The 24,666-nt window shown below is 57.3% G+C and carries 25 protein-coding genes and 1 riboswitch; of the genes, 14 read left to right on the top strand and 11 right to left on the bottom strand.

Translation table 11 applies throughout. The features are described 5' to 3' along the window. The first annotated feature begins 1 nt into the window (after window position 1). Window positions 2-1,531, top strand: a complete 1,530-nt coding sequence (locus ABO_RS12255) for a flavin-containing monooxygenase (protein ID WP_011589667.1) — start codon at window positions 2-4, stop codon at window positions 1,529-1,531. Between the two features lie 179 nt (window positions 1,532-1,710). Here ABO_RS12255 and ABO_RS12250 read toward each other — a convergent pair whose 3' ends face one another. After that, window positions 1,711-2,379, bottom strand: coding sequence for a DUF523 domain-containing protein (locus ABO_RS12250; protein WP_011589666.1), 669 nt, complete (start codon window positions 2,377-2,379; stop codon window positions 1,711-1,713). A gap of 35 nt (window positions 2,380-2,414) precedes the next feature. Here ABO_RS12250 and ABO_RS12245 point away from each other — a divergent pair, with 35 nt between their 5' ends. Both ABO_RS12245 and ABO_RS12240 read left to right on the top strand, forming a co-directional pair. After that, window positions 2,415-3,368 (top strand): 2-hydroxyacid dehydrogenase, encoded by a 954-nt coding sequence (locus tag ABO_RS12245; RefSeq protein WP_011589665.1) that lies wholly within the window; start codon window positions 2,415-2,417, stop codon window positions 3,366-3,368. A gap of 213 nt (window positions 3,369-3,581) precedes the next feature. After that, a complete protein-coding gene (locus ABO_RS12240) occupies window positions 3,582-4,001 on the top strand; it encodes a secondary thiamine-phosphate synthase enzyme YjbQ (protein WP_011589664.1) in 420 nt (139 codons plus the stop codon). A 94-nt stretch (window positions 4,002-4,095) separates the two neighbouring features. On the opposite strand, the gene ABO_RS12235 is transcribed toward ABO_RS12240, so the two are convergent. From ABO_RS12235 to ABO_RS12220, 4 genes are all read right to left on the bottom strand, one after another. Then, on the bottom strand, window positions 4,096-4,782 hold the full coding sequence (locus ABO_RS12235) for a DUF2057 domain-containing protein (protein ID WP_011589663.1): 687 nt from the start codon (window positions 4,780-4,782) through the stop codon (window positions 4,096-4,098). An 83-nt stretch (window positions 4,783-4,865) separates the two neighbouring features. Next, on the bottom strand, window positions 4,866-5,204 hold the full coding sequence (locus ABO_RS12230; protein WP_011589662.1) for a DUF4870 family protein: 339 nt from the start codon (window positions 5,202-5,204) through the stop codon (window positions 4,866-4,868). 210 nt (window positions 5,205-5,414) lie between these two features. Further along, window positions 5,415-5,948 (bottom strand): mechanosensitive ion channel domain-containing protein, encoded by a 534-nt coding sequence (locus tag ABO_RS12225; RefSeq protein ID WP_011589661.1) that lies wholly within the window; start codon window positions 5,946-5,948, stop codon window positions 5,415-5,417. Between the two features lie 2 nt (window positions 5,949-5,950). Continuing rightward, window positions 5,951-6,592, bottom strand: coding sequence for an MBL fold metallo-hydrolase (locus ABO_RS12220; RefSeq protein WP_011589660.1), 642 nt, complete (start codon window positions 6,590-6,592; stop codon window positions 5,951-5,953). A gap of 176 nt (window positions 6,593-6,768) precedes the next feature. Here ABO_RS12220 and ABO_RS12215 point away from each other — a divergent pair, with 176 nt between their 5' ends. Continuing rightward, a complete protein-coding gene (locus ABO_RS12215) occupies window positions 6,769-7,611 on the top strand; it encodes a mechanosensitive ion channel family protein (protein WP_011589659.1) in 843 nt (280 codons plus the stop codon). A gap of 106 nt (window positions 7,612-7,717) precedes the next feature. On the opposite strand, the gene ABO_RS12210 is transcribed toward ABO_RS12215, so the two are convergent. After that, window positions 7,718-9,085, bottom strand: coding sequence for a cytochrome P450 (locus ABO_RS12210; protein WP_011589658.1), 1,368 nt, complete (start codon window positions 9,083-9,085; stop codon window positions 7,718-7,720). 155 nt (window positions 9,086-9,240) lie between these two features. Here ABO_RS12210 and moaB point away from each other — a divergent pair, with 155 nt between their 5' ends. The 4 genes from moaB (at window position 9,241) to cobU (ending at window position 12,266) form a co-directional block, all read left to right on the top strand. Beyond that, on the top strand, window positions 9,241-9,753 hold the full coding sequence (gene moaB, locus ABO_RS12205) for a molybdenum cofactor biosynthesis protein B (protein WP_011589657.1): 513 nt from the start codon (window positions 9,241-9,243) through the stop codon (window positions 9,751-9,753). A 38-nt stretch (window positions 9,754-9,791) separates the two neighbouring features. Further along, a complete protein-coding gene (glp, locus tag ABO_RS12200; protein WP_011589656.1) occupies window positions 9,792-11,033 on the top strand; it encodes a molybdopterin molybdotransferase MoeA in 1,242 nt (413 codons plus the stop codon). A gap of 133 nt (window positions 11,034-11,166) precedes the next feature. Then, complete coding sequence (locus ABO_RS12195; protein ID WP_011589655.1) at window positions 11,167-11,745, top strand: PhnA domain-containing protein; 579 nt, start codon at window positions 11,167-11,169, stop codon at window positions 11,743-11,745. Next, the gene (gene cobU, locus ABO_RS12190) at window positions 11,745-12,266 is read left to right on the top strand and encodes a bifunctional adenosylcobinamide kinase/adenosylcobinamide-phosphate guanylyltransferase (protein ID WP_011589654.1); all 522 of its coding nucleotides are present in this window, start codon (window positions 11,745-11,747) and stop codon (window positions 12,264-12,266) included. The genes ABO_RS12195 and cobU overlap by 1 nt, the downstream gene beginning before the upstream one ends. Before the next feature lie 136 nt (window positions 12,267-12,402). On the opposite strand, the gene ABO_RS12185 is transcribed toward cobU, so the two are convergent. Both ABO_RS12185 and cobT read right to left on the bottom strand, forming a co-directional pair. After that, on the bottom strand, window positions 12,403-12,999 hold the full coding sequence (locus ABO_RS12185; RefSeq protein WP_011589653.1) for a histidine phosphatase family protein: 597 nt from the start codon (window positions 12,997-12,999) through the stop codon (window positions 12,403-12,405). Between the two features lie 56 nt (window positions 13,000-13,055). Continuing rightward, the gene (cobT, locus tag ABO_RS12180; protein ID WP_041705096.1) at window positions 13,056-14,108 is read right to left on the bottom strand and encodes a nicotinate-nucleotide--dimethylbenzimidazole phosphoribosyltransferase; all 1,053 of its coding nucleotides are present in this window, start codon (window positions 14,106-14,108) and stop codon (window positions 13,056-13,058) included. Window positions 14,109-14,221: 113 nt separating this feature from the next. On the opposite strand from cobT, the gene cbiB reads away from it, so the two are divergent. After that, a complete protein-coding gene (cbiB, locus tag ABO_RS12175; protein ID WP_011589651.1) occupies window positions 14,222-15,151 on the top strand; it encodes an adenosylcobinamide-phosphate synthase CbiB in 930 nt (309 codons plus the stop codon). Further along, a complete protein-coding gene (gene cobD, locus ABO_RS12170) occupies window positions 15,148-16,137 on the top strand; it encodes a threonine-phosphate decarboxylase CobD (RefSeq protein WP_011589650.1) in 990 nt (329 codons plus the stop codon). The genes cbiB and cobD overlap by 4 nt, the downstream gene beginning before the upstream one ends. On the opposite strand, the gene ABO_RS12165 is transcribed toward cobD, so the two are convergent. Genes ABO_RS12165 through ABO_RS12155 form a run of 3 tightly spaced genes read right to left on the bottom strand, consistent with a single transcriptional unit; the run spans window position 16,134 to window position 19,503 of the window. Further along, window positions 16,134-17,381, bottom strand: a complete 1,248-nt coding sequence (locus tag ABO_RS12165; protein ID WP_011589649.1) for a hypothetical protein — start codon at window positions 17,379-17,381, stop codon at window positions 16,134-16,136. The two genes, cobD and ABO_RS12165, sit on opposite strands and share 4 nt — an antisense overlap. Next, a complete protein-coding gene (locus tag ABO_RS12160; protein ID WP_011589648.1) occupies window positions 17,378-18,586 on the bottom strand; it encodes an MbnH family di-heme enzyme in 1,209 nt (402 codons plus the stop codon). Before ABO_RS12160 ends, ABO_RS12165 begins: the two co-directional genes overlap by 4 nt. Next, entirely contained in the window at window positions 18,583-19,503 is a 921-nt protein-coding gene (locus tag ABO_RS12155; protein WP_011589647.1) for an MbnP family copper-binding protein, read from the bottom strand. Before ABO_RS12155 ends, ABO_RS12160 begins: the two co-directional genes overlap by 4 nt. A 209-nt stretch (window positions 19,504-19,712) precedes the next feature. After that, a riboswitch (cobalamin riboswitch) is annotated at window positions 19,713-19,926 on the top strand. 134 nt (window positions 19,927-20,060) lie between these two features. Between ABO_RS12155 and ABO_RS12150 the strand changes: the two genes are divergently transcribed. The 4 genes from ABO_RS12150 to ABO_RS12135 are packed head-to-tail and all read left to right on the top strand — an operon-like array spanning window position 20,061 to window position 24,615. Continuing rightward, on the top strand, window positions 20,061-21,911 hold the full coding sequence (locus ABO_RS12150) for a TonB-dependent receptor domain-containing protein (protein ID WP_011589645.1): 1,851 nt from the start codon (window positions 20,061-20,063) through the stop codon (window positions 21,909-21,911). Window positions 21,912-21,949: 38 nt separating this feature from the next. After that, the gene (locus ABO_RS12145; protein WP_011589644.1) at window positions 21,950-22,831 is read left to right on the top strand and encodes a cobalamin-binding protein; all 882 of its coding nucleotides are present in this window, start codon (window positions 21,950-21,952) and stop codon (window positions 22,829-22,831) included. Continuing rightward, window positions 22,827-23,798, top strand: a complete 972-nt coding sequence (locus ABO_RS12140; RefSeq protein WP_050731540.1) for a FecCD family ABC transporter permease — start codon at window positions 22,827-22,829, stop codon at window positions 23,796-23,798. The genes ABO_RS12145 and ABO_RS12140 overlap by 5 nt, the downstream gene beginning before the upstream one ends. 52 nt (window positions 23,799-23,850) lie before the next feature. After that, window positions 23,851-24,615 carry an ABC transporter ATP-binding protein gene (locus tag ABO_RS12135; protein WP_011589642.1) on the top strand — a complete coding sequence of 255 codons (765 nt, stop codon included), beginning with the start codon at window positions 23,851-23,853 and terminating at the stop codon, window positions 24,613-24,615. The last annotated feature ends 51 nt before the right edge of the window (window positions 24,616-24,666 follow it).

Here is a 24,666-nt window from a genome sequence, read left to right as displayed (position 1 = left end):
CATGGCCGCAGCAAAAAAAACCAAACCCTCAGCGGCCAAGGGCCCTGCGGAAAAAATTTATGATTCGTTTATTGTCGGTGCCGGTATCTCCGGTATTGCCGCCGCGATCAAGCTGAAGAAAGAAGGCTATAACAATTTCAAAATCATCGAGCGAGCGGACCGAGTGGGAGGCACCTGGCGGGAAAATACCTACCCCGGCTGTGGTTGTGATGTGCCGTCATCGTTGTATTCCTATTCATTTGCGTTGAGCAGCAAGTGGAGCCACCTGTTTGCTAAGCAGCCTGAAATTCTCAGCTACTTGGAAGAGGTGAGTGACAATTTTGATATTACGCCGCTGATTGAATTCAATACGAATTTGCAGAGCGCGACCTGGGATGAAAGTCGTTACCTTTGGGTGTTGGGAACCTCTAACGGAGAGCACTTGGCGCGGACGGTGGTTTTTGCCACCGGGCCGATTACCGAATCCAAGACCCCTGTGCTCCCTGGGCTGGAAAGCTTCAGCGGGGAAATGTTCCATTCCGCCAAGTGGAACCACGATTACGACCTGACCGGGAAACGGGTGGCGGTGATCGGTACTGGCGCGTCAGCCATTCAATTCGTGCCGCAGATTCAGCCCAAGGTGAAAGAGTTGTTTGTGTTCCAGCGCACGGCGCCTTGGGTGCTGCCCAAGCCGGACCTGCCACTGGGGGATAGAGTCAAACAGACGATTGAAGTGCTGCCGGTGATTCAGCGTGGCTGGCGCAATGCGGTGTCCAGATCGCTGAATGTGATTAACTTTGGCCTGCGTAACCCTAAGGTGTTGAGGCCCATTAGTACTGCAGCAAAACAGCTGCTACGGCTACAGATTAGTGACAAGGCCTTGCGCAAGGCGGTAACGCCGGACTTTACCCTGGGCTGCAAGCGCGTGCTGTTCGCCAATGATTACTACCCGGCTTTGCAGGCAGACAATACCCACCTGATTCCCCACGGGTTGGTAGAAGTGGATGGCAATACTGTGGTCGCGGCCAACGGTGAACGCCATGAAGTGGATGTGATTATCTGGGGTACCGGCTTTGAAGTGTCGCACCCGCCGATTGGCAGCAAGGTGGTGAATGCCAATGGTGATCGCCTGTCGGACCTTTGGAAAGACACGTCGCCGGAAGCGTATCTGGGCGCGGCCTTGGAAAATACGCCCAATGCGTTTTTGGTGCTGGGCCCCAACGTTTTGGTCTACGACTCCTTTATCGGGCTGGCCGAGGCGCAGCTGGATTACATTATCGATGGCCTGAAAAAAGTGAAGGACAACGATATTGGCAAAATCTCCATTCGCTCTGATGTGCTCAGACAGCATAACGCCAAGGTGCAAAAACACTTGAAAGGCACGGTGTTTAATAGTGGTGGCTGCAAGAGCTATTACCTGGACCAGAACGGCCGCAACTTCGCCGCCTGGCCTTGGTCATTGGCCGAATTGAAGCGACGGCTGAGTGTGTTTGATCTTGATGATTATGACGTGACGTACCGTAATGAAGCGGTGTTGAGCAAGGTGTCCTGAATACGGTACGGATAAATAAAAGCGCACGGTTTTAGGGCCGTGCGTTTTTTTTTGCCAAAACGATTCTCGGTGTGGAGTCGGATGACGGCCTTCGGCCTAATTCGCCATACCGATGAACCGTGCGGTTTTGTAAGTCGAATTCGCTTGAAAGACGTAACACGAGAGCCTGAGCGACCCTCTTAATGCATGGCCTGGCCGAGCTGCTCCAGGTACTGGCGCATGTCATTGCGCAGCGGCTCATCCAACTGCTCGGTTTGCTGCTGCATGTGATGTAGCCATTGGCCTTGCTGATCGTTGTGGCGCCACTGGTGGTAGCAGTATGCCTGTAGCACAAAGGCCTGCAGGCAAGCGGGCTTTTCCATGTCTTCTTCGTTGGCCAGCGCAATGCGCGGGAAGTGTTGGTGGAGCTTATTGGCGAAGGCGCCGGAGGCTATGCCGATTTGTTGGCCTTGGGGGTTATGTACCGGGGTGTTCAGGTAACCACAACTGGGCGAGCGGGCTTTGAGGACGAAACCACTCAAGGGTTGTTGCAATGTGGCCGCCACGTTTTCCAGTGCGTCGGTCACATCCTGTTGGGGCTGATCGACTCCCCGAACCCGCAGGCGGCCCTCCAGTTGCACCACCTGAATAGGGGGGCGCGGTACGGGCAGGCCAATGGCCACCTCCGGGCAGGTTTCCCGAAAGCGTAACCAGGGCGCCAGCTGGTGGATCACAATGGCATTGTGTTTGTGGTCGCCGTCGTAGCGTACCTTTTGCCCGGTGAGGCAGGCACTAACGCCAATGATGGGTTTTTGCCACTCCTGCTGCGGCAGGTCGAAGCCCATTTTTTCCAATAAATCCGTTAGCATGGCAGGCCTCCCTTCTTCCCCAACGGTGACAGGTTATGCAAGGCGTTTTTCTGGATACCGATACCCTGGTTCCCAGTGAGCTGGACTTCAGCACCTTCGACACTTTGTTGTCGTGGGCGTGCTACCCGCAGACCCGTGCCGACCAGTGTGCGGCTAGGCTGGAAGGTGCGCAGGTGGTGGTGACCAACAAGGTCGTTTTGGATGCCGCCACGCTGAAAGCCTGTCCTTCCCTTAAGCTTATCTGCATTTGCGCCACTGGTACCAATAATGTGGATTTGGCTGCGGCCTCTGCCCTGGGCATCACGGTTTGCAATGTGACGGGCTATGCGCGCGCCTCGGTGGCACAGCATACGATGGCCCTGCTGTTGTCGCTGGCGGCTCGGCTGGTTCCCTACCATGAAGCGGTGCGTAGCGGGGAGTGGAGCCGTGCCTCGCAGTTCTGCCTGCTTGACCATCCAATGATGGAGCTGTCGGGTAAAACGTTCGGGGTTATCGGTTATGGCGATTTGGGCCGCGAAGTTGCCCGGCTGGCAAAGGCGTTTGGCATGCAGGTGCTGGTTGCCGAATCGTTTCAGGCCCAGGGCAATCAGCCCGGCCGGGTACCGATGGCGGAGCTGTTGCCGGCGGCGGATGTGATTAGCCTGCATTGCCCGCTAACAGCGCAGACCGACAAGCTAGTGGACGCGGCGTTTTTGTCGCAGATGAAACCCGGCGCAGTGTTGCTGAACACCGCCCGCGGCGGGTTGATTGATGAGCCTGCATTGGCGCAAGCGTTGCGCAGTGGGCAACTTGGCGGGGCCGGGTTGGATGTGCTCAGCAGCGAGCCGCCTTCGATGGCGCATCCGTTGCTGGCGGACGGTATCCCCAACCTGTTGATTACCCCCCACAATGCCTGGGGCACCCGCGAATCCCGGCAACGGTTGCTTAATGGTGTGGTGGAGAATATTCGCCAATGGCAGGCGGGTACGCCAATGAACGTGGTGTGTTGATCTGTCGCTGATCCCCGCAGCCTCGGCATGGATGCCACTGACGGCACCGATAAGTACAATGGTTTGGCCTTTAGGTTTTATGCATGCCTGTGAATGCTGTGCGGTCAAAATACAGTCTGTCGTGTTCAGCATTAGGCGCTAGGGTCTAAGGCCTGCGCGGGCTTTCAGGCCGGCCATGCAAAAGGCTTTTTAACCGCCAGCGAGGGAACGACGATGTGGAAACAGAGCAACATCACTCTCACCGCTAAACGGCGTGGCTGCCATTTGGTGACCCGTGAAGTGTTGGAGCAGCTGCCGGAGTTGGCTGAGCTAGAGATAGGCTTGCTGCACCTGTTTATTCAGCACACTTCTGCATCGCTCACCGTGAATGAAAATGCGGACCCGGATGTGCGCGGTGATCTTGAGCGGCACCTGAATGTAATGGTGCCGGAGAACGCGCCGTATTATGAGCACACTCTGGAAGGGCCGGATGACATGCCGGCGCACATTAAGAGCGTACTGATAGGCCCTTCATTGAGCTTGCCTATTAGTAACGGGCGGCTGGCGCTAGGCACGTGGCAGGGTATTTACCTGTGCGAACATCGCGATAACGCTGGCACAAGGCGGCTAGTGGCGACGATTCAGGGGGAGTGACTCGCCGAGCCTGAAGGAGCCTTGTGTGGGTAAGGCGCGGGCAAGGCGCGGGCGGTGCCGCTTGCCTGCCCGCGTGAACGCATGCGGTGTTGGGTTATTCTGAGATCCACTGCAGGAATTCGCGACGCTCTTGCTGGGTGGCCTGTTTCCATTGCGCTTTAAGCGTATCCAAGTAGCTGGCCCCGGGCGCGACGCTGGTGCTCTTTTGTGCATTGGCGGCATTGGCCCCTGCTGCATTTTGGGGGGCAATGCTGTTGCTGGTAGCGGTGGTGACTTCTTCGCCGGTGATTGGCGCCAGGAAACCGCGGTTAAGGATCAGATCAGATTCTTTGGCCGCCACTTTTTCCCCGGTTTCGGTATTGCTGGCCCAGCCGCTAAAGCTGTCTTCCATGGCGCGGGCCTCTTCCACATTCTGGGGTTTGTCGAAGCCCAGCTGCCATTGGTCGCCTGCCTTGCCATCGATGATGAAGTTGGCTGGGTTGGTTTTCACAATCTCATGATTGTCCACATCCAGTTGCCATAACTCTTTGTAATAGGCGAGGATTTCATAGCGGCCGGGCGCTAACTTCAGTTCCTTAAAGTCGGTGGCGAAAAAGGTGTTTACGCCTTCCAGTTCTTTGCCGTTAATGGTGAACACTTCGATTTCGCTGGGCACCTTAACGGTGAGCACTTGGCTGTCGGCTTTGGCTGGGCCATCGTATAGCTGTACCACGGGGCTGCGGGCGCAGGCGGCCAGAAACAGGGCGCAAAGGGTTACGGTAAGCAGGCGCAGGGGCAACATGACTTCTCCTTAGGGCGGTTGATGACGCGGCCGGCCAGTCTGGCCTGCGCCTGTGTCAGTTATGTGACAAATCGATAGGGGTATTAGAACCCCCAGCTCTCCACCTTGCTAGGTGGCTGGTTGCGATTCAGGGCAGACATGCCCCGGGCGCACCGTACAATCCACCAGACGGAGATTAGCACCATCAACAGCCAGCCAATCAGGGCCAGGGTGGTGATGCCGGCAATAAACCAGTACAGCAGGCCAATCCAGAAGGTGCGGTACTGAAACCGAAAATGCTCGCGTAGCGGTGGTGGAGCATCGCTGACATTAATGTGAGCAAGAATCACGCCGACAATGGCGGTAAGCCCGCCGGTGATCAGACCCAGCAAATGTAGCACATAGATGATGCGAGCCAGGTTGGCGGTGCTGGTGTTACTCATTGTTGGGCCTCTTTGCTGGCGGGAGCCTTCGGCGGATGCTGCGCCTAGCCCCCGATTACGTTGGCCGCCGCTCAGTAGGGTCGCTACGGCAATAAGGGGAAGAAGCAGGGCGAGCATGGCCATTTTTTTGACCGCGTGCTCTATTCGTTGGGCCGATGCTTCTTCGCTGTTATTACTTTACCGGACTCTGAATGTGGCGAGAACGGGGGGTTAGTCTGCTTTGATATGTTTTTGATCCCGGGGCAGAGTGTCGCCGCGTAGCTGGATGACGGTTTTCTGCAGCAGCAGGTTGTTGGGCAGGGTGTAGCGATGGCCCAGTTCATCTTGAATGGTAATGAAGATCAGCCCCATGTGGCGGACCTGGCCGGTGACAGTGTTGTCGCCGTCCAGTAAGCGGATTCGGTCGCCGACCCGGTAAGGCGCACTGAAGAACAGAATGATGGCGGCGGTAGTGTTGCTCAGCATGGACCAGCTAGCAAACAGCGCCACGCCGAGCAGTGCCATCAGTGAGGTGGCGAAAACCATGATGCCGTCGCCTTTTAAGCCCCACAAAATGCTTAGCGCCAACAGGCAAAGGAGCAAGCTGCTGCTGTTGATCACCACGGCGGTTTGAAAAATACGCGCGCGACTATAGCCCCGGCGGCGGCCCAGCCGTTTGGTTGCCCCACGCAGGGCGATGGACAATACCCAGCCGACCAGCAGCACCATCACGGTGAGCAGCCACTTCATTACCACTGAATCCATGTTTATCCGTGTTTGCCAGATACGAAAGGGTTGTGGCTGCGTTCATGGCCAATGGTGGACATGGGGCCGTGGCCGGGAATAAAGGACACGTCGTCGTCCAAGGTTAGCAGCTGGTCCTTGATCGCTTGGATCAGTGTGTCGTGGTCGCCTTTGGGGAAATCCGTGCGGCCTATGGAACCGTTAAATAGGACATCACCCACCACCACCAGTTTTGCTTCGGGCTGGTAGAACACTACGTGGCCGGGAGTGTGCCCGGGGCAGTGGCGCACTTCGAAACGGGTTTCCCCCACGGTGACGCTATCGCCGCCTTCCAGCCAGCGGTCTGGCGTGAATGGGCGTGATGGAGCAAAGCCCATCATTTGTGCTTGCTGGGGCAGCATATCAATCCAGAATTGATCGTCCCGGTGCGGGCCTTCAATGGGCAGAGATAGCCGCTCTGCCAGGTCTGCCACGGCACCAATATGGTCAAGGTGCGCGTGGGTGACGAGGATTTTTTCCGGTGTGCCGCCTATTTGCTCAAGGGCGGTGAGGATGTTTTCCAGGTCGCCGCCTGGGTCCACGATAGCCACCTTGTTGGTCGCTTCGCATTTAAGAATAGAACAGTTTTGTTGGAACGGGGTGACCGGCACGATGGCGTACTTCATGGCTATCTATTCGGTGGAGAATGTGCCCGCAGTATAGCGCTAATTTGGGTAAGGATTCATACCTCCACCGTTGGGCCGAAAGGATAAATAGTGGCAGATTCAGACGCAGTTAAGGTTTGCGGTTGGCCTCTTAGTGGTACTTTAAGTGTCTACATAACTCATAAAGGAAGGGAATCATGGATATGGAGCAAATACAGCCGTATCTGGACAAGGGAATTGAGCTAAGCATGGCCTATTTGCCTAAGGTGCTGCTAGCGGTGATTACATTGATTGTGGGCTTCTGGATCATCAAGAGGGTGATCAAGGGCATGAACCGGCTGCTGGGCTTCAAGGCCGTGGACGATACCTTACAGAAGTTTATGACCAGCCTTGTTGATGTGCTGCTTAAAATTTTGTTGCTGGTGGCGGTGGCAGGAATGGTTGGCGTACAAACGACGTCCTTTATTGCCATGCTGGGTGCCATGGGGTTGGCGGTGGGGCTGGCGTTGCAAGGAAGCCTGGGCAACTTTGCTGGCGGTGTGCTTATCCTGCTCTTCAAACCGTACCGGGTGGGGGACATTATTGAAGCCCAGGGGCATACCGGAAAAGTATGGGATATTCAGATTTTCAATACCATCCTCACGACCTACGACAACCAGCGCATCGTGATTCCCAACGGACTCATGTCCAATGGCTGTATCAAAAATATTTTTGTGGAGCCGCAACGGCGCATAGATATTGAATTTGGTATTGGCTATGGCGATAGCATTGAGCAGGCTCGGGCCGCGATTCAATCGGTGATTGATAACGATGATCGCATTCTGGATGGTGGTAGTTTCGACGCCGATATTTTTGTTTCGGCCCATGCGGATAGCAGCATTACAATGTTGACTCGGGCGTGGGTGAATTCGGAAGATTATTGGCCGGTGTATTTTGGTTTGTTCGAGCAGGTGAAATACGCCTTTGATAAAGCCGGTATTACCATTCCGTTCCCCCAGCGGGATGTGCATTTATTTCAGCAGAGCGGAGGCGAAAGTTAGACGCTAAAACGCGAGGTGAATTGGTGATACCAAAAAGAGGGGCCGTGATCAGTGATGATCGCGGCCCCTTTTTTTGGCGTGGAAAGGGTGTGGTTGCGTTTCAACGTTAGGCTCTTTTTTCTAGCACCACGGGTAATCCATCTTTTGGCATGATCAGCGGTACTTGCTGGGTGGGCAGTTCGTAGCCGGGTTTGACGCTAACGCGGTAACGTTTCAGAAACTGGAACAGAAAAGTCTTGGTTTGTAATTCAGCGAAATTCAGACCTAAGCATTTGTGATGGCCGCCGCCGAAAGGGACCCACTGGTAAAAGTGCTTCTTGTGCTCGGCGCGTTCGTCGCTGAAGCGTTCCGGGTCGAAGGTGGTCGGGTTGCTCCAGTAGTCTTCCATGTAGTGTGTGTAGAGCGTGGATATACTTACCAAGGTGTTCTTTGGCAGGGTATAGCCCTGATACTCAATCTCTTTGACTGTGCGCCGGGGGAAGGTGGTGAGCGCGGGTCGCATGCGCAGGGTTTCGCGAAAGACCCAGTCGGTTTTTTCCATTTTCGCCAAGTCGTCATAGTCTAGCGTTTCTTTATTCAGCCCTTCTATTTCTTTCACCAGTATATCTTGCCAGTTCGGGTGTTTGGCTAGCATGTAGACAATGGAGCACAGGGTGCTGGTGGTGGTGTCGTGGGCGGCGAACAACAGGAAGATCATGTGGTTCATCACGTCTTTATCTGAGAGGCCCCCTTCTTCGTCTGCGGCCTTGCAAAGCTCGCTGAAGAAATCGGGTGTGTTACTGGCCCGTTTTTGTGGAATCAGCCCGGTGACAAACTTTTCCAAATAGCGGCGCCCTTTCATGCCACGGTGCCAGAGCAGGCCCGGGATGGGCAGACGAACGACGGCCAAAGAGGCGTCGGTTGCGTCGATAAAAGACTGGTTCACCTTGTTGGACTCCGGCCCCATTTCCAAGCCGAAAAAGATTTGTGCGCCCACGTCCAGTAACAAAGACTTGATATGGTCTTGGAACCTCAATTCTTTGCCTGTGGGCCAGTGGCTGATCTCACTGCCAATGTGACCGTTCATGCGGCCTAGATAACTGGCCAAGGCGGGTTTTTTAAATGCCTGTTGCATGATGCGGCGGTGAAATTTATGGTCGGCAAAATCACGCAACATTAAACCGTCGGTGAACAGCTTTTCCAAGATCGGATTCCAGGCCGCCCGGCTGGAAAAAGCATGTTCCGGGTCCTTGAGAACAAACTCGTTGGCATCGGGGCCGAGCAGCGTCACCCCGTGCTGGAATAACACCGAGCTTTTGAAAATCAGCCCATGCTTAGCCGCTTGCTGGGTGACCATTTTGTGATAGTCCTTCAGAAACGGCACGGTATGCCCGAGTAACGGCCAGCCGTAGTCACCAGGGATATCCTTGAGCTTGCGTTGTGGCATCCGGGGCAGTTGTGCAGCCTCTTGCTGGGCGACTTCCATACGGTTCATGGCGGTTCTCCGATAAACTCTTGATAGAAATTGAATTTACCTTTGGGGAGTAGCCTAGAACAGGGGCTGTTGGCAACGGTCAAATCATGCTGTGCTGTCCAGCCGCCCAGGTATGACACGTGCTAGCATTGGCGGATTGCGTAAGGAGAGAATGTATGTCCAAACCTGCGGCTAGATTTGAGCCCTTGGCGCTGGCGGTATTGACCGTGAGTGATACCCGAACCCCGGAAACCGATACCTCCGGAGACCTGCTGGTAGCGCGGTTAAAAGAGGCGGGGCATACCCTGCAAGCGCGGCAGATAGTGAAGGACGATATCTATCAGCTGCGCAAGGTGGTTTCTGATTGGATTGCCGACGATCGGATACAAGGGATTGTGACTACCGGTGGCACCGGGTTTTCAGGGCGGGACTCCACCCCGGAGGCGCTGGCGCCTCTGTTCGACAAGACCATTGAGGGGTTTGGCGAACTGTTCCGGCAGGTGAGCGTGGAGGATATCGGTTCTTCCACTATTCAGAGTCGTTGCCTGGCCGGGCTGGCCAACCGCACGGTGATTTTTTGCCTGCCAGGGTCCAATAATGCGTGTGCCACAGGGTGGGACCGCATTATTGTCGAGCAGCTGGATGCCCGTCATCGGCCCTGTAACTTTGTTGCCCAAGTGCGCCGATAAAGCGAATGTTGTCGCGGTGATTTGAAAGGAAGAGAAAAATGCACGCAGGCAAGCAACCCTTAATGCCAGTGGCACAAGCGCTGGAGCGGTTACTGGATTCGGCGCGCCCGTTTCGGGCAATTACCGAGGTGCCGTTGGCCGGTTGTCAGGGGCAGTATTTGGCTGAGCCCGTTACCTCACGGGTAGATGTGCCGGCGTTTGATAACGCGGCCGTAGATGGTGTGGCGCTGCGCTATGCGGACCTGGGCGAGCCGGGGCTAACACGGCCCATGCCGCTGCGTGTGGCGGCGGGTGATGCGCCTGCCACGATAGTTTCAGGTCAGGTGGCGCGGATTTTTACCGGTGCACCGGTGCCTGCCGGGGCCGATACGGTATTGATGCAGGAAGACTGTGAAATTGCTGAACACCGGGTGCGTTTGCCGGGTAGAGACACGGTGACTGCCGGGCAAAATATTCGCCCGGCGGGGCAGGATGCTCGGCACGGCGAAGTGGTGCTGGCGCGGGGTGAGAGGCTGACCCCCCAGGCGGTGGGGCTGACTGCTTCCGTTGGGATCGCGACGGTAAAAGTGTATTCCCCCAGGGTGTTGATTCTCACCAGCGGCGATGAAATCCAGTCGCCGGAAGAGTCCCCGTTACCGGGAAAAATTTTCGACAGCAATGGCCCCCTGCTAACGCAGTTGCTACAGCAAAGCGGCTTTGTGAATGTGCATCGGGAACATCTGCCCGATGACCCGGCCATTATCCGCGAAACTCTCAATGATTTACTCACCGATTCAGCGCAACGCCCGGATGTGATTATTTCTACCGGCGGGGTGTCTGTGGGCGAAGAAGATCATTTGCGAGCGGTGCTTGCCGAGCAGGGGGAGTTAGATTTTTGGCGCCTCGCGATTAAGCCAGGTAAGCCGTTTACCTACGGCAACCTTGGCGGTATCCCCTTCTTTGGGCTGCCGGGAAACCCCTCTGCGGTGTTGGTGTGCTATCTGATGCTGGTGTTGCCAATGTTGCGGCGCTGTTGTGGCGCGGATGCGGTATTGCCAACGGCCATGTCTTTGCCGGCGGACTTCACTATCAACAAGCCGGCCAAACGACAGGAATACCTGCGTGTGCGCTGCGTGGTTGACGCCGCTCAAGCGGTGCTGCAAAAGCACCCTAATCAGAGTTCCGGCATGCTCAGCTCGGCCGTGTGGGCGGATGGCCTGGCCGTGGTTCCGGTGGGCTGTACGGTGGCTCCGGGAGATGCTTTGGCGTTCTTTTCATTTTCTGATTTGTTGTCGGGGTAGGTTGCATGGTGAGCCATAGGTAGGGGGGGGCTTGACCATGGTTAGTGACGACTTTTTCCGGCAATGGCGTTCAAGGTGCCCGCTGGGGGGCCGCAAATCGGTTATAATGTGGCCCCGATAAAGGAGCCGTTACATGACACTGGAATCTTCGTTGCTTGCCCGCGCCAATTCTTGTTGTGAGCTTTGTGGGGCGAGCAATGCTCTTGCTGTATATCCTGTACCCCCTGAATCCGATGGCAGTGCCGAGCAAAGCGTACTGCTGTGTGAAACCTGCCAAACCCAGCTGGATAATCCCGGCAATGAAGACGTTAATCACTGGCGTTGCCTTAACGACAGCATGTGGAGCCAGGTGCCCGCTGTGCAGGTGCTGGCATGGCGAATGCTAACGCGTTTGCAGGGGGAAGGCTGGCCCCAGGATCTGCTTGATATGCTTTACCTGGAGGACGACACCCTCGCCTGGGCCCAGGCTACAGGGGAAGGCCAGAATGAAGAAGCGCGGGAATTACACCGCGATAGTAATGGCGCCGTGTTAGAAGCCGGCGATTCGGTCACGCTGATTAAAGACCTGAACGTGAAAGGCGCCAACTTCACCGCCAAACGCGGCACCCCAGTGCGCAATATCTCTTTGGTGCAGGATAATCCTGAGCACATTGAAGGTCGGGTTGAAGGCCAGCGGATTGTTATTCTGACTCAGTTCGTGAAGAAAAACTGATGCCCTGTAGCCTGATCCTCGGAGGCATTCGTTCCGGCAAAAGTGCGTTGGCGGAAAAGCGCGTTACCGAGTCAGGCGAACCGGTGGTATATGTGGCCACGGCGACGGCGGGCGATGGTGAAATGAGTGATCGCATTCGTCGCCATCGCCTGCGCCGCCCGGCGGGGTGGGGGCTAGTGGAAGAGCCATTGCATCTGGGGGCTTTGCTGAACCGCCAGGCCAGGTTGTCCCCGCTCCCCTGCGTGTTGATTGATTGCATGAGCCTATGGGTGAGTAATTTGCTGCACGCAGGGGAGGCTACTTTTGTTCGCGAGCGAGACAGTTTTCTGGCGGCGCTGGGGCAGTACCCCGGCAATGTGGTGGTAGTCAGCAACGAAGTGGGGCTAGGGATTATCGGCATGGATCCGCTAACCCGTCGCTTCGCCGATGAGCTGGGCTGGTTGAATCAGTCGTTAGCGGAAAAATGCGATACGGTGCTGCTGTCGGTGGCCGGGCTCACGCAGACGCTAAAAGGGGCGTAATTCAACGCTCTAAAGGGCGGGTGTGCGATGCCCGCATCACAAATACACCTCATCACATACACCTCAAAGGTCGCGACTAAAACGCTCAGTTAGCCGGGGCTTACCCGCGTTTCAACGTGGAAGGTTCAACCCAGAATTACCCGTGCCGTATCAAGCAACTCAAGGTGCCGAATTCGCTGGCATCTAGCCGCACCCGTGAGCGGCAGGCGTAAGGCACCTGAAAGCCGGCCATGGCTTTGCTGGGGGCTATGCTGAGTACGTGGCTTAGCACCATGCGAATGACGCCGCCGTGGCACACCAATAGCACCCGCTGGCCCTTCAATGTGTTTTGCCACAGCGCCCAGGCTTCACCGATGCGTTGATGAAAATCCTGAATAGTTTCCGCATTGCTCGGTGGGTGGCTTTCTGCATCGCGCCAGAAGTTGGCTTGGTGATCGCCGTATTCCTGGGCCACCTGCTCGCGGGTTTTTCCTTCCCAGTCGCCGAAGCTGATTTCTTTAAAATCGTGCGCTACGGTCATCGGCAAATTCTTTTCCTTGGCCAGCTCGGCGGCAAATTCCCGGCAACGTAATAGGGGCGAGCTGAGGATGTGGTCCCACTGATCGTCGCCGGTAATGGCATTACGCATTTGCTGCCAGCCCTGCTCGCTTAGCGGGTCATCTTTGTGGCCCCGGTACATTTGCCCGCCGGCGGGTTCACCATGACGAATCAGGTCAAAAATAGTGGTGCTCATCGGTATCTATTCCCGTTCTTGTAGGTTGGCTTCGGCGTTACTGTAATCCGGCAAAATTAGTTTTCGTTGCTGACATTGGCGTCGGCAAAGGTCGCCATATGATTGTGTAGCGCGCAGGCATTGCGTAATAACGGTACTGCTACAGCCGCGCCACTGCCTTCGCCCAAGCGTAGGGAAAGATCCAGCAGCGGGGTGGCGTCCAGGGCGTGCAGCAGCCGTTGGTGGCCGGGCTCGCGTGACTGGTGGGCGAACAGTAACCAGGGGCGTAATTGTGGTCGAAGTTGGCAGGCGGCAAGGGCTGCTGTGGAGACAATAAAACCGTCCACTAATACCGGGATGCCGCGTACCGCGCAGCCGATAAAGGCGCCAGCCAGAGCGACGATTTCAAAGCCCCCCAAAGAGGCCAGCACGGCCAACGGTTCGGGCCGGGTGCCGTGACGGGCTAGGGCCTGGGCAATCACTTGGGCTTTGTGGGCAACGCCTTCTGGTGTCAGCCCGGTGCCAGGGCCGGTGAGTGCGGTGGCGTCTTCGCCTAATAGTGCGCAGGCCAGGGCGGTGGCGCTGGTGGTGTTGCCAATGCCCATCTCCCCGCCAATAAACACGTCGGCTTGGCGATCGGCGGCCCGTTGCGCAGCGCGATCTCCGGCGGCGAGTGCGGCCTGCAATTGGTCGTCGGTCATGGCGGGTTGGCGGGCTAGGTTTCCGGTGCCCGGGGCGATGTGTTCATCAATCACGCCGTCGTCAATGGGCAGCGGGCTGACGGTGCCCAGGTTGATTACTTCCAGAGCGGCGCCTAGTTGTTTTGCCATGACACTGATGGCAGCTCCGCCAGCAACAAAATTGGCAATCATCTGCCCGGTGACGGCTTGGGGAAAGGCGGAGATGCCTTCCTCGCAGACGCCATGGTCGGCGGCGAAAACGGCAATGCAAACCTGCTCAATGCGTGGCAGGTTTGTCGCCTGCAGGCCCGCCAGGGTGACCGCCAGAGATTCAAGTTCGCCTAGTGAGCCGGCGGGTTTGGTGAGCTGGGCTTGGCGGTGCAGGGCGGCTTGCCGATGGGGTTCGCTGGGGGCGGCAATCGGCTGTTGCCAAGGGAAAGGCGTACTCACGAGTGTCTCCGGTTGGGGCGGCGCAGGGCCGGAAAGCGGCAAATCCTCTGCCCCGCAACCGGGAGTGTCAAGTACACTGCCCGCCATCGATACCGGACAATGACGGCAAAATCATGCTTTCTGTTTCCCTGATAAGTGCTGCTGTGGCAGCGATTGTGCTGGATTTTTTGCTGGGCGAGCCGCGTCGCTGGCATCCGCTGGTGGGGTTTGGTCGGCTGGCCGGGTGGTTAGAGCAGCGTTGGAATGCGGCTGCGCCGGGTAGTGTGTTCAAGGGGGCCGGAGCGGTGCTGGTCTTGGTGCTACCGGTGGTGCTGTTGGCTGTGCTGATGTTGTCGACCCTGCCAGGGTGGGCCTGCTGGCTGTTGCAGGTGGTGGGCTTGTGGCTGGTGATGGGCGCGCGCAGTTTGGCCGACCATGGCCGTGCGGTGGCCGCACCGTTACGGGCGCAGAATGTGCCTGAGGCCAGAGAACAGGTAGCGAGAATTGTTAGCCGTGACACACAGGCACTGGATGCCAACGGGGTGGCACGGGCCGCCACCGAATCCGTATTGGAAAATGGGGCCGATGCGGTGTTTGCCAGCCTGTTTTGGTTTGTGGTGGCGGGGCTGCCCGGTGCGATATTACATCGGTTGGTGAATACGCTGGATGCCATGTGGGGTTATCGCACCGCTCGTTTCGAACGCTTCGGTAAGGCTGCCGCGCGGCTGGATGACGGCCTTGCTTGGTTGCCTTCGAGACTGACCGCGCTGAGTTATGCGCTAGTGGGCGGGTTGCACGGCCGCTTCTGGACCGCGTTGCGCTGCTGGCGGCAGCAAGCCAAGGGCTGCGATAGCCCCAATGCGGGGCCGGTGATGGCCGCCGGCGCAGGTGCGCTGGGGGTGCAAGTGGGCGGCGGCGCCCCGTACCACGGTGGCTGGAAAAATAAGCCGTTGTTAGGAGAGGGCCGGCCCGCGGATGCGGACAGCATCGACGCGGCCATTGTACTGGTGTGGCGTAGCGTATTGTTGTGGTTACTGGTCTTTATAGCGGGAGCGTTGGTGTGAGCGTGGCAAAGCTGGACCATGGTGGCGGGGTGCATAACGCGGCGAGACGTTGGGGAATTCCCCCGCACCACTGGCTGGATTTGTCCACGGGGATTAGCCCTTGGTCCTGGCCTGTACCGGCGGTGCCGGAGCATGTTTGGCGGCGCTTGCCGGAAGATGACGATGGCCTGGTGGATATTTGTCGTGAGGTGCTGGCGCTACCCAGCAATGCCGATTGCTTGCCGGTGCCGGGGAGCCAGGCGGCATTGCAAACCTTGCCTTTATTGCGGCCCCGTTGCCGTGTGGGTGTGCCTGCGGTGGGGTATGCGGAACATGCGCAGGCTTGGGCGCGAGCAGGCCATGAGGTCATACCGCTGGCCTACGACCGCATTGAGGCCACCTTGGCGACGCTCGATGTGCTGGTGTGTATTAATCCCAATAACCCCACAGGGAAGCTCACGGACAGTGAAACGCTGTTGGGCTGGCATCAGCAGTTGCTGAAGCGAGGTGGCTGGCTGGTGGTGGATGAAGCGTTTTTGGACGCGACTGAGGGGCAGTCTTTGGCGCCGCTGAGTGATCGAGCTGGATTGATTGTGCTGCGTTCGCTGGGCAAGTTTTATGGTTTGGCCGGTTTGCGTGCGGGGCTCGTCACGGCGACGCCGGATTTGTGTTCTCAAATGGCTCAGCGGTTAGGGCCCTGGGCGGTGAATCACCCGGCCCGTTTTGTGATGGCTAAGGCGCTAACCGATGCTGATTGGAAACAGCGTCAATATCAGCGGATTACAACGGCGCACCAACGGCTGCTGACGGTGCTGAGTGACGCAGGCCTGCAAGCAGAAGGCGATTGTGGATTATTTGCTTGGTGCAAGACCGATAAGGCCAACGCCCTCGCCGAGGCACTGGCCCGGCAGGGCGTGTTGGTTCGGCTTTTCCCCGATGTGCCCGCATTGCGTTTTGGTTTGCCTGGGCACGATCGGGGATGGACGCAATTGGCCGCGGCGCTTTAATGATGACCGCGCAGCCCCGTTTTGCTAGACCATAAGGTTTCTTTCCAGACAATTCCCAGGTTCCAGCGATGCTCTTTTTCGGGCAGGGACTCGTCCTGAACGGCTTCCGCGCGGATGGCGATATTTTTCCGCCATTGCCACCGCCAGATGGCGGTGAGGCGCTGCGGATCATGCTCAAGAGGATTGGCTAACCCGCTGTCCTGCGCTAATTGTGGCGCTGCGGCACCGGTGAGCTTGTTGTCGGTGTTCAGTTGTTCTGCACGCAGCCCAAAGGTATGCGCTCGCCAAGTAATGGAGGGCTGTAGCCAGCCGCCTTGCTGGGTGGCGGTGAAGTTTGCTTCACGGCCGATGCCGTCATGCACTACGCCATCGGGTTTTGCCTGCATCCACTCACCGTCGAGGGCTAATGCCCAATCCGGATTGAGTTTATATCCCAGCTTGAAGTGAGCGCCGGCGATTTCTGTTTCGCCGGTGTAGCGTGTGTCCGGAAAGAGGGTGGCGATTTCGCCTGGAGGTGCTACCGGTACATGTTGATGGCCGCCTCCGTAGCGATGGTCGCTACGTGACTCCGCTTCTGCGCTGTAGAACCACCCGCCCAGCGTTAGCGCCAACCGTTCGCCTTGCCACTGGTATTGGCCAAATACATCCCAGGCGCCGCCATTCTCTGTGTCGGTAGCGGGGAAGGCTTTGCCTTTCCAGACCTCAGCGCCAAGGGAAAAGCCTGCCATTTGATGCCACCAGAAGCGTAAGCCATCATCATGGAAATCGCGCCCGAACAGCACATCCAGCGCTAGCGGACTTTCGCTGGCGAGCCGGTCTACGGAATGCTGAGCCAGCCCAGGGGAGAATTGGGCAGACATCCTGCCTGCCTCCACCAGCCAGGGTCCGGTATCGTCACAACAGACCCAGCCGACATACGCATGCTCTAGCTCGGCACCGCCGTGATCATCATCACCGCCGGCGTGGTGGTTGAATTTGATGACCCCGTAGAAATTCTCATCAATACGGTGAGCGACCCCCAGGTTCAGTTCATCAATCTGCGCCCCTTTTTCCGCCGGCCAAGCTTCGCCTCCCATCATGGTGCCAGGGATTTGCCAGTAATCGTAATCGCCAATCACGTTAGCGGACCGCCATGTGGCGGCGAGACTGGCTTCTACGGTGGTGGGGTTATTTTGGCTGGGCACACTGTGTGCCAGGCTCAGGGAGCTGGCAGCCATCAGTGGAGCTAAAAAACGGAATTTCATGGGGTGGTGTCCTGCGGGCTGCTCTCGGTCCAGGGGTTGGAAAAACGCGGGTTATTAATGAATTCTTCGTCGGTGAGCGATTCCAGGAAAGCCACCACATCGGCTATTTCAGAATCGGAAATAGAGAAAGAAACGATAAAGCTATCTTTGTATGGGCTCATGCGCCCGTCGCCTGTATTAGGGCCGCTGGTAATGTTGCGCCCACCTGCCGCGTAGTTGCGTATCACCTGTTCCAGCGTTTCCACGGAACCGTCGTGGTTATAGGGGGCGCTGAGGGCTACGTTTCTTAACGAGGGAGCCCTGAACTGACCCATGTGATGGGCTTTGCCGGTCAGTTCGTAGCGACCGGTATTGGGTTCGGGGTAGCCTCCAAGGCCATCGATGTTGTACAGACCATTGTTGTGGAATTGTGCTTCGATATAACTGGTGCGACGGTCCACTGTGGCATCGCTGAAATTGTAGGTTCCATGACAATGAAAACATTCCAGCTTTTCACTGTTGAACAGGGCGGAACCGCGCTTGGCTGAGGCGGATAGCTCATTGCGATCAAACGGGCTATTGAACGACGCCAAACCCCGCACAAAGGAAGCCAATGATTTGACGATGTTGCTATAGGCAGTGTCGCCAAATAACGGCTCATCCTGCTCAGGAAAGGCCGCTGCAAACAACGGCGCATAGACAGGGTCGGATTGCAGATTCATGAGAATCTGTTCCGAGTTAGCGCCATTGATGCCATGTTCGATAGGGTCATCACCAAACAGGGGCAGCATAATTTGCTGTTCAATGGTGCTGAGCACTGGGTTGCCCCAGGTGAGGGTGTTGTACCAGGCCACATTCACCAACGCTTGGCTGTTACGCGGGTGAAGTGTGCCGGTGGCGCCAGCGGGGCGGTCAACGCCATCACTAAAGGCTTTGTCCTGGTGGTGGCAGCTGGAGCAGCTGATGGTGCCATTGACGGAGAGTCGCTTGTCATAGAATAGATGCCGGCCGAGTTGAAACTTTTCTTCCGTCATCGGGTTGTCCGCCGGTTCGCGGGGCAGCGGAATGTTTTCCGGGAGTTGCCAGTCATAGGCGGAGTAGGACGCGCCTTGATCATCTACCCGGGTTTCGCTCTGCTCTGGGCAGCCGCTTAGGAGCAGCGTGCCGAGCACAAGGAAAAGGCCGGGCGATTGCCCGGCCAACAGGAGAAATGGCTTCTTCATCATTTCGGTACGATAGAAAAGACACTTTGCTCGACTGCTTCGGTGTCACCCCATGGCAGGCCCAGGCGCTTGAAAATTGCGGGACATTCCGGGTCGCTGAATCCTGACATACAACCACTGGCACCGCCTTCATCTTGGGATAGATTGCTTCCTTCCACCAGTTTGGCGTAGTCCAGTTGAATGGCGATGTCTTCTAAATTTGCTCCTTCTAAGGGCAGCTTAATCGTTGCGCGGTTTGGATTGGGGCAGGGTACGGGTTCTTCACCTTCAGCGGGGTCAGCGGTACAGCCGGTGCTACCGATATGGATATGCCAGTTTTTAGAGATGTCGTCGCTTACCGGTTTCACATCCAGGCCGGTAAATTTGTAACCTCCCCGCCAGCTCCAGGCCATGCCGCTAGCTTTCCCTGGGTTGCGCAGCGGTTCTTCCGCCAGTGACTGATCCAAATGATTGAGTTCGAACGGCACGCCCAGAGTGAACTGCAGGTCGCTAATAACGAGCTCACTGTCCACATCCACTTTGATGGTAATGGTGTCGTTGAAATTCGTGTTGGCTCCTTCGCCGGCACAGTTCTCATCTTTGTCGCGGAAATCGAGCAGGGCTACGTCGGCGTTTTGCGATTCGGCGTCTGCGTCCAGTGCTACGGGAATAACCTGGCCTTCATCGGTAACCACCGCCAGATCGTGAACGAAGAAGCGGAAATCCACCAGGCTGACTTCCGTGCCTGCGGTACCGAGGGACTGCAAGGTTGCATCGCAGCTGATGTCAGTCGTCCCTGCCACGGCCTTTACTGGAATTTCGATGGTGCGAGCGGTGCTGGATCTGCTGCTCTCCCAAGCACGGTCGCCCGATGAACTTGAGCCTCCGCAACCTGTCAGAATGGTGGCTAAGGATGCGGTGGCCAGAGTCAGAATTCGCATGATAATCCCCGATTTTTTGAACAAAGCACGCGACAAGGTCTGCGCTGTAGGTGGGGGATTATCTTTAGATCGCCGGCTGGCTGGAATGTGGCATATCGCCACAGACTTGAGTATTAGCGCTGGTTGACTCAGCGAGAGCTGTGCTCAACTTGCCTTGAGTAAAATTCATAAGGAGGTGAATTTATTTGCTAAAGCCTGCTGCCATTGGTAATTTCGCGCCACCTTTCGGTGCCCACCCTGAACACAGGGCGGGTTAAACGGGAAGCCGGTGAGAGCCTTGGCTCTAATCCGGCGCTGCCCCCGCAACGGTGATTGAGTAAACGATAGTCGAAATGCCACTGTGCTTTTGCATGGGAAGGCGACTGTCGAGAGGCTAAGCCTCGCTCATTAGCCCGGAGACCGGCCAAAAGGTAAGGAAGCTTCTTAGGGCTTTCAACCAGGCGTTGCGGTGGGCGATGGTGGGGTGTGTTGGCGCGATTGCGCCTGTCTCCCTGTGCTTGTTCTGCTGCGGCTAAATTCAGGCCGTGCGGGTGGGCACGGCAGAGGGGGATCTCTCGATGGTATTTCGTCCCATTGCAGCGTGTGCTGCGATGTCTTTGTGTGCGTGGCCCTTGCTTGCCTACGCGGAATCTTCACCGCTTGATGCTGCTGTTCTGCGCGTTTCTATGCTCGATCCCGTGGTCGTCACGCCTACGCTGGCCAGCCGTACTACAGAGGCGTCATTGGCCTCGGTAACGGTGCTCGATGAGAAGCAATTACGCGAGCGTCAGCCCCAGGATATTACCGAGATGCTAAGAGGCCAGCCCGGCGTGGATATCACCGGTAATGGTGCCTTCGGTAAGGCCACCAGTGTTTATTTGCGGGGTACGGGCAGTAGCTCAACGTTGTTAATGGTTGATGGTGTGCGCCTGCGTTCGGCAACCGGCGGCAGCCCGTCTTGGCAGTTCCTGCCTCCCACCTTGATTGACCGTATTGAAATTGTGCGTGGCCCCCGTGGCAGTTTGTATGGCGCGGATGCTGTGGGTGGCGTGGTGCAGGTTTTTACACCTGGGGCTCGGGATCTCAGCAATGAACAAACCGGCTGGGTGGAGCTGGGAGCGGGTTCGTTTAATAGCCGCCGGGTGGCAGCGGGCGCGCAGGGGGAGCAGGACGGTACGCGCTATAACTTGGCGGTGGACCGCTTTGATACCGATGGCACAGAAATTCGTGAAGGCAGTGATGATCGTGGCTACGACAACACATCGGCGGTGGCTCGGGTAACGCATCGCTTCGATAACGATGCGGAAATCGGCGTGTTCGGTTTTCGGGCAGCCGGCAGCACCGAGTTTGAAGGCAGCTCGCCTTCGCAGAAAAAAGTGACCGACTACGCCATGCAGACTGCGGGTGTGAAAGGGCAGTTGTGGGTGACGGAACGTTGGTTGAGCAAACTTATTCTTAGCGATTCCCGCGACGAGAACGAGAACTTCACCGACGGCAACCGAGACAGCATTTTTAACACCCGTAGCCGTGCGGCTAACTGGCAGAATGTGTTTGCTTTGGGGGATCACCAGCTAGTGGTGGGTGCCGATTACCTGCAAGACCTAGTGGACAGCACCACGCTGTATTTGGAAGACGAGCGTGACAATAGCGCCGGTTTTGCCCAGCTGTTATTAAACTTTGGTGCCTTCGATGTGCAGGCCAGTGGCCGTTACGACGACAACGAAGCCTATGGCAGTGAAACCACTGGCGGACTGGCGTTGGGCTACAAGCTCGATAACCATCACCGGTTACGGGCCAGCTATGGCACCGCTTTCCGTGCGCCGACCTTTAATGATTTGTACTTCCCCGGCTTTGGTAATGACCAGCTGGACCCGGAAAGTTCCGCCAGCACCGAGCTCGGGGTGAGGGGCCAGTATCAGCGTTGGTACTGGGATATTGCCGCCTACCAGACCGATGTGGATGACCTGATTGCCTATGCCTTGCAGGGTGGGCGTTATGCGCCGTTCAATGTGAACCGGGCGCGCATTCGGGGTGTCGAACTGGCTACCGGTGTTGAGATAAACCAGTGGCGCGCTGGTGCGGCCTTTACGGCTCAGGATCCAGAAGATCGGGATACGGGGTTGGTGCTTCAGCGTCAGTCAAAGCGTAGCTTCCGTTTTGATCTGGACCGAGCCATGGGGAACGTTTCCCTAGGAGGCAGTGTGGTTTTGCAAGGGCACCGTTATAACGATGCGCAAAACGACGTGCGGCTGTCTGGGTTCGGTTTGCTGGATTTGCGCGTCGGCTGGAATTTCGCACGGAACTGGTCCACACGCCTGGCGGTGAAAAACGTGCTCGACAAGGAGTACGCCACGGCGCAGAACTTTGCTGGTTGGAACTATATGAACGCAGGGCGTTCGGTAATGTTGAGCCTGCGCTACGATAGGTAGAGCAAGAATAGCGCTGCGAGATGAGATGGAGTGAGTGAATGCGCGTTTTACGCTGGGGGTTGTTGCTGACGTTGTTGGCCATGTTTGATACGGCCATGGCGGCGGTGTGTGTCACCGACGATATCCAGCGTGAGGTGTGTTTGGAAAAACCGGCCAGCCGCATTATTGCCCTCTCTCCCGGCGCCACCGAATTGCTGTTTGCGGCAGGGGCCGGTGGGCAGATGGTCGGCGCGGTGAGCTTCAGTGATTACCCGCCTGCGGCGAAAAAATTACCGCGGGTGGGCAGTTATAAACGTCTGGATTTAGAGGCCGTTTTGTCGCTAAAACCGGACCTGATTGTCGCGTGGCATAGTGGCAACCCGTTACCTCAGGTGGAACGCCTGCAAGCCTTGGGGCTGCCGGTGTATTACAGCGAGCCGCGCCGGTTTGAGGATGTGAGCACTTCGCTGGAGCGTTTTGCCAGGCTGGCCGGCACTCAGTCGGTAGGGCTGGGTGCGGCGGAGGCTTTTCGATCGGGCATCGATGCCCTGCGTGAACGTTATGCCGATGCAGCGAAAGTCAGTGTGTTTTATCAGGTATGGAAAGAGCCGCTAATGACGGTAAATGGCAAGCACCTGATCAGTGAAGCGATTCAGCTGTGTGGTGGGGAAAATGTCTTCGCTGATCTTCCCACGCTGACTCCGCGAATCAGTCAGGAGTCCGTGTTGGAGAAAAATCCACAGGCCATTGTTGCGGGGGGGATGGGTGAAGATGATCCGGGCTGGCTGGCGCCGTGGCGGCAGTTTGCCAGCTTACGGGCGGTAAAAAACGATAATTTGTTTTTTGTTGCGCCGTCCACATTGCAGCGGCCTACCCCGCAAATGCTGATCGGTGCCCGCGCCCTGTGTCGGCATTTGGAAAGTGCCCGTGCTCGCCATTAAGTCGCCGACGCTTGCTACCTTATTCGCGCTGACGGCCCTGGGGCTGTTGGCGTTATTACTGTCGGTGGCGGTGGGCAGTGTATCGATTTCACTGCAGGATCTGTGGGCTGTGGCGAGCGGTGGCGGTAGTGACCTGCATCGGGAACTGATTATGTCGTTGCGCGCGCCCCGTGCGCTGGCGGCGTTCTCCACGGGGGGGCTGCTAGCCCTGGCCGGGGCGCTGATGCAGGTGTTGTTGCGTAATCCGCTGGCGGACCCCTATGTGCTGGGTATTTCCGGGGGGGCTGCGGTGGGCGCGCTGGGTGCCATGTTGATTGGTGGCGGCTTGGCGTTAGTGTCCGGCTCGGCGTTTGCCGGTGCTTTGCTATCTACCTTGTTGGTGTTTGGTTTGGCGCAAGGCGGGGGCGGCTGGACCCCGACCAGACTGTTGCTGACGGGCGTTGTGGTGGCCGCCGGTTGGGGCGCGGTAATTACCTTTATGTTGACCATGAGCCCTGCGGATCGGTTGCCGGGCATGCTGTATTGGTTAATGGGAGACTTGAGCTACGCCCGCGCTCCTTACGCAGCCTGGTTAGTGATGATTATCGCGGTGCTGCTGACCCTGCCACTGGGGCGTAGCCTGAATGTGTTGGCGAGGGGGCCGTTACAGGCCGCGGCCTTGGGTATTGCGGTGAAGCCGTTGGAGTGGCTGGTGTATGTCTTGGCCAGTCTGTTGACGGCGGTGGCGGTGACCACGGCCGGGAGTGTGGGGTTTGTCGGCCTGATTGTGCCGCATATGCTGCGGCTACAGTTGGGTAATGATCAGCGCATTATCTTGCCCGCCAGTGTTTTGGCGGGGGGTACCTTGCTGACCGTGGCCGATACTCTGGCGCGTACGGTGATGGCTCCTGAGCAGCTGCCTGTGGGGGTAATTACGGCCCTATTGGGGGTGCCCACTTTCCTGTTCTTGTTGCATCGCAATCGCTGATTGATTGGGGACGGCATCGCCCGGAACCTGTGTCACCGAAACGGAGAGCGCCATGGCGGTGCTGGACATTGAACATCTGGTTATCGACATCCCCGGTCGCGGGGATGGTGATCCGCTTAGTCTGCAGGTGAAATCCGGCCAGCGTTGGGGGGTGCTGGGGCCGAACGGAGCGGGTAAAACGACACTGCTGCATACCCTGGCCGGGTTGCGCGCCCCCCGACGCGGCCGGGTGGTACTCAATGGCACACCGTTAACTCATCTGTCGCGCCGGGAGGTAGCTCGGCAGCTGGCTGTCGTGTTCCAAGAGCGTCAAGACAGCTTTCCCGCCACGGTGATGGAAACGGTATTGATTGGCCGCCACCCTTTTCTGTCTGCCTGGCAGCGGGAGAGCGCCGAGGATATCCACCTGGCCCATGAGGCCTTGTCGGCGGTGTCGTTGACGCTACTCGAGGATCGGCTGGTGAGCACCTTATCCGGCGGCGAGCGTCAGCGGGTTTCCATTGCCACGGCGCTCACCCAACAGCCGACGATTTGGCTGGCGGATGAACCAACGAATCATCTGGACTTGCATCATCAAGTGGCCGTCATGGCGTTGCTCAATCAACAGGCAGATAACGGTGCTGCGGTGTTTATGTGCCTGCACGATCTGAACCTTGCGGCCCGTTGGTGTGATCATTTACTGCTGCTCTATCCGGACGGTGAGTGCTGTTCTGGCCCGGCGGAAGCGATGCTGGTGCCGGAGGCTCTGGAGCGTCTTTACGACCAGAAACTGGTGGTGGCTCACGTGAACGGTGCGCCGGTCTTTGTGCCGGGTTAGGCCGCCTCTGGATAACGCTTTACGAGCGAGGAAAATAAACGAGAATGAGCC

Source organism: Alcanivorax borkumensis SK2 (genome assembly GCF_000009365.1).
Lineage (GTDB): Bacteria > Pseudomonadota > Gammaproteobacteria > Pseudomonadales > Alcanivoracaceae > Alcanivorax > Alcanivorax borkumensis.
This window is presented reverse-complemented; position numbering and strand designations above follow the sequence as displayed.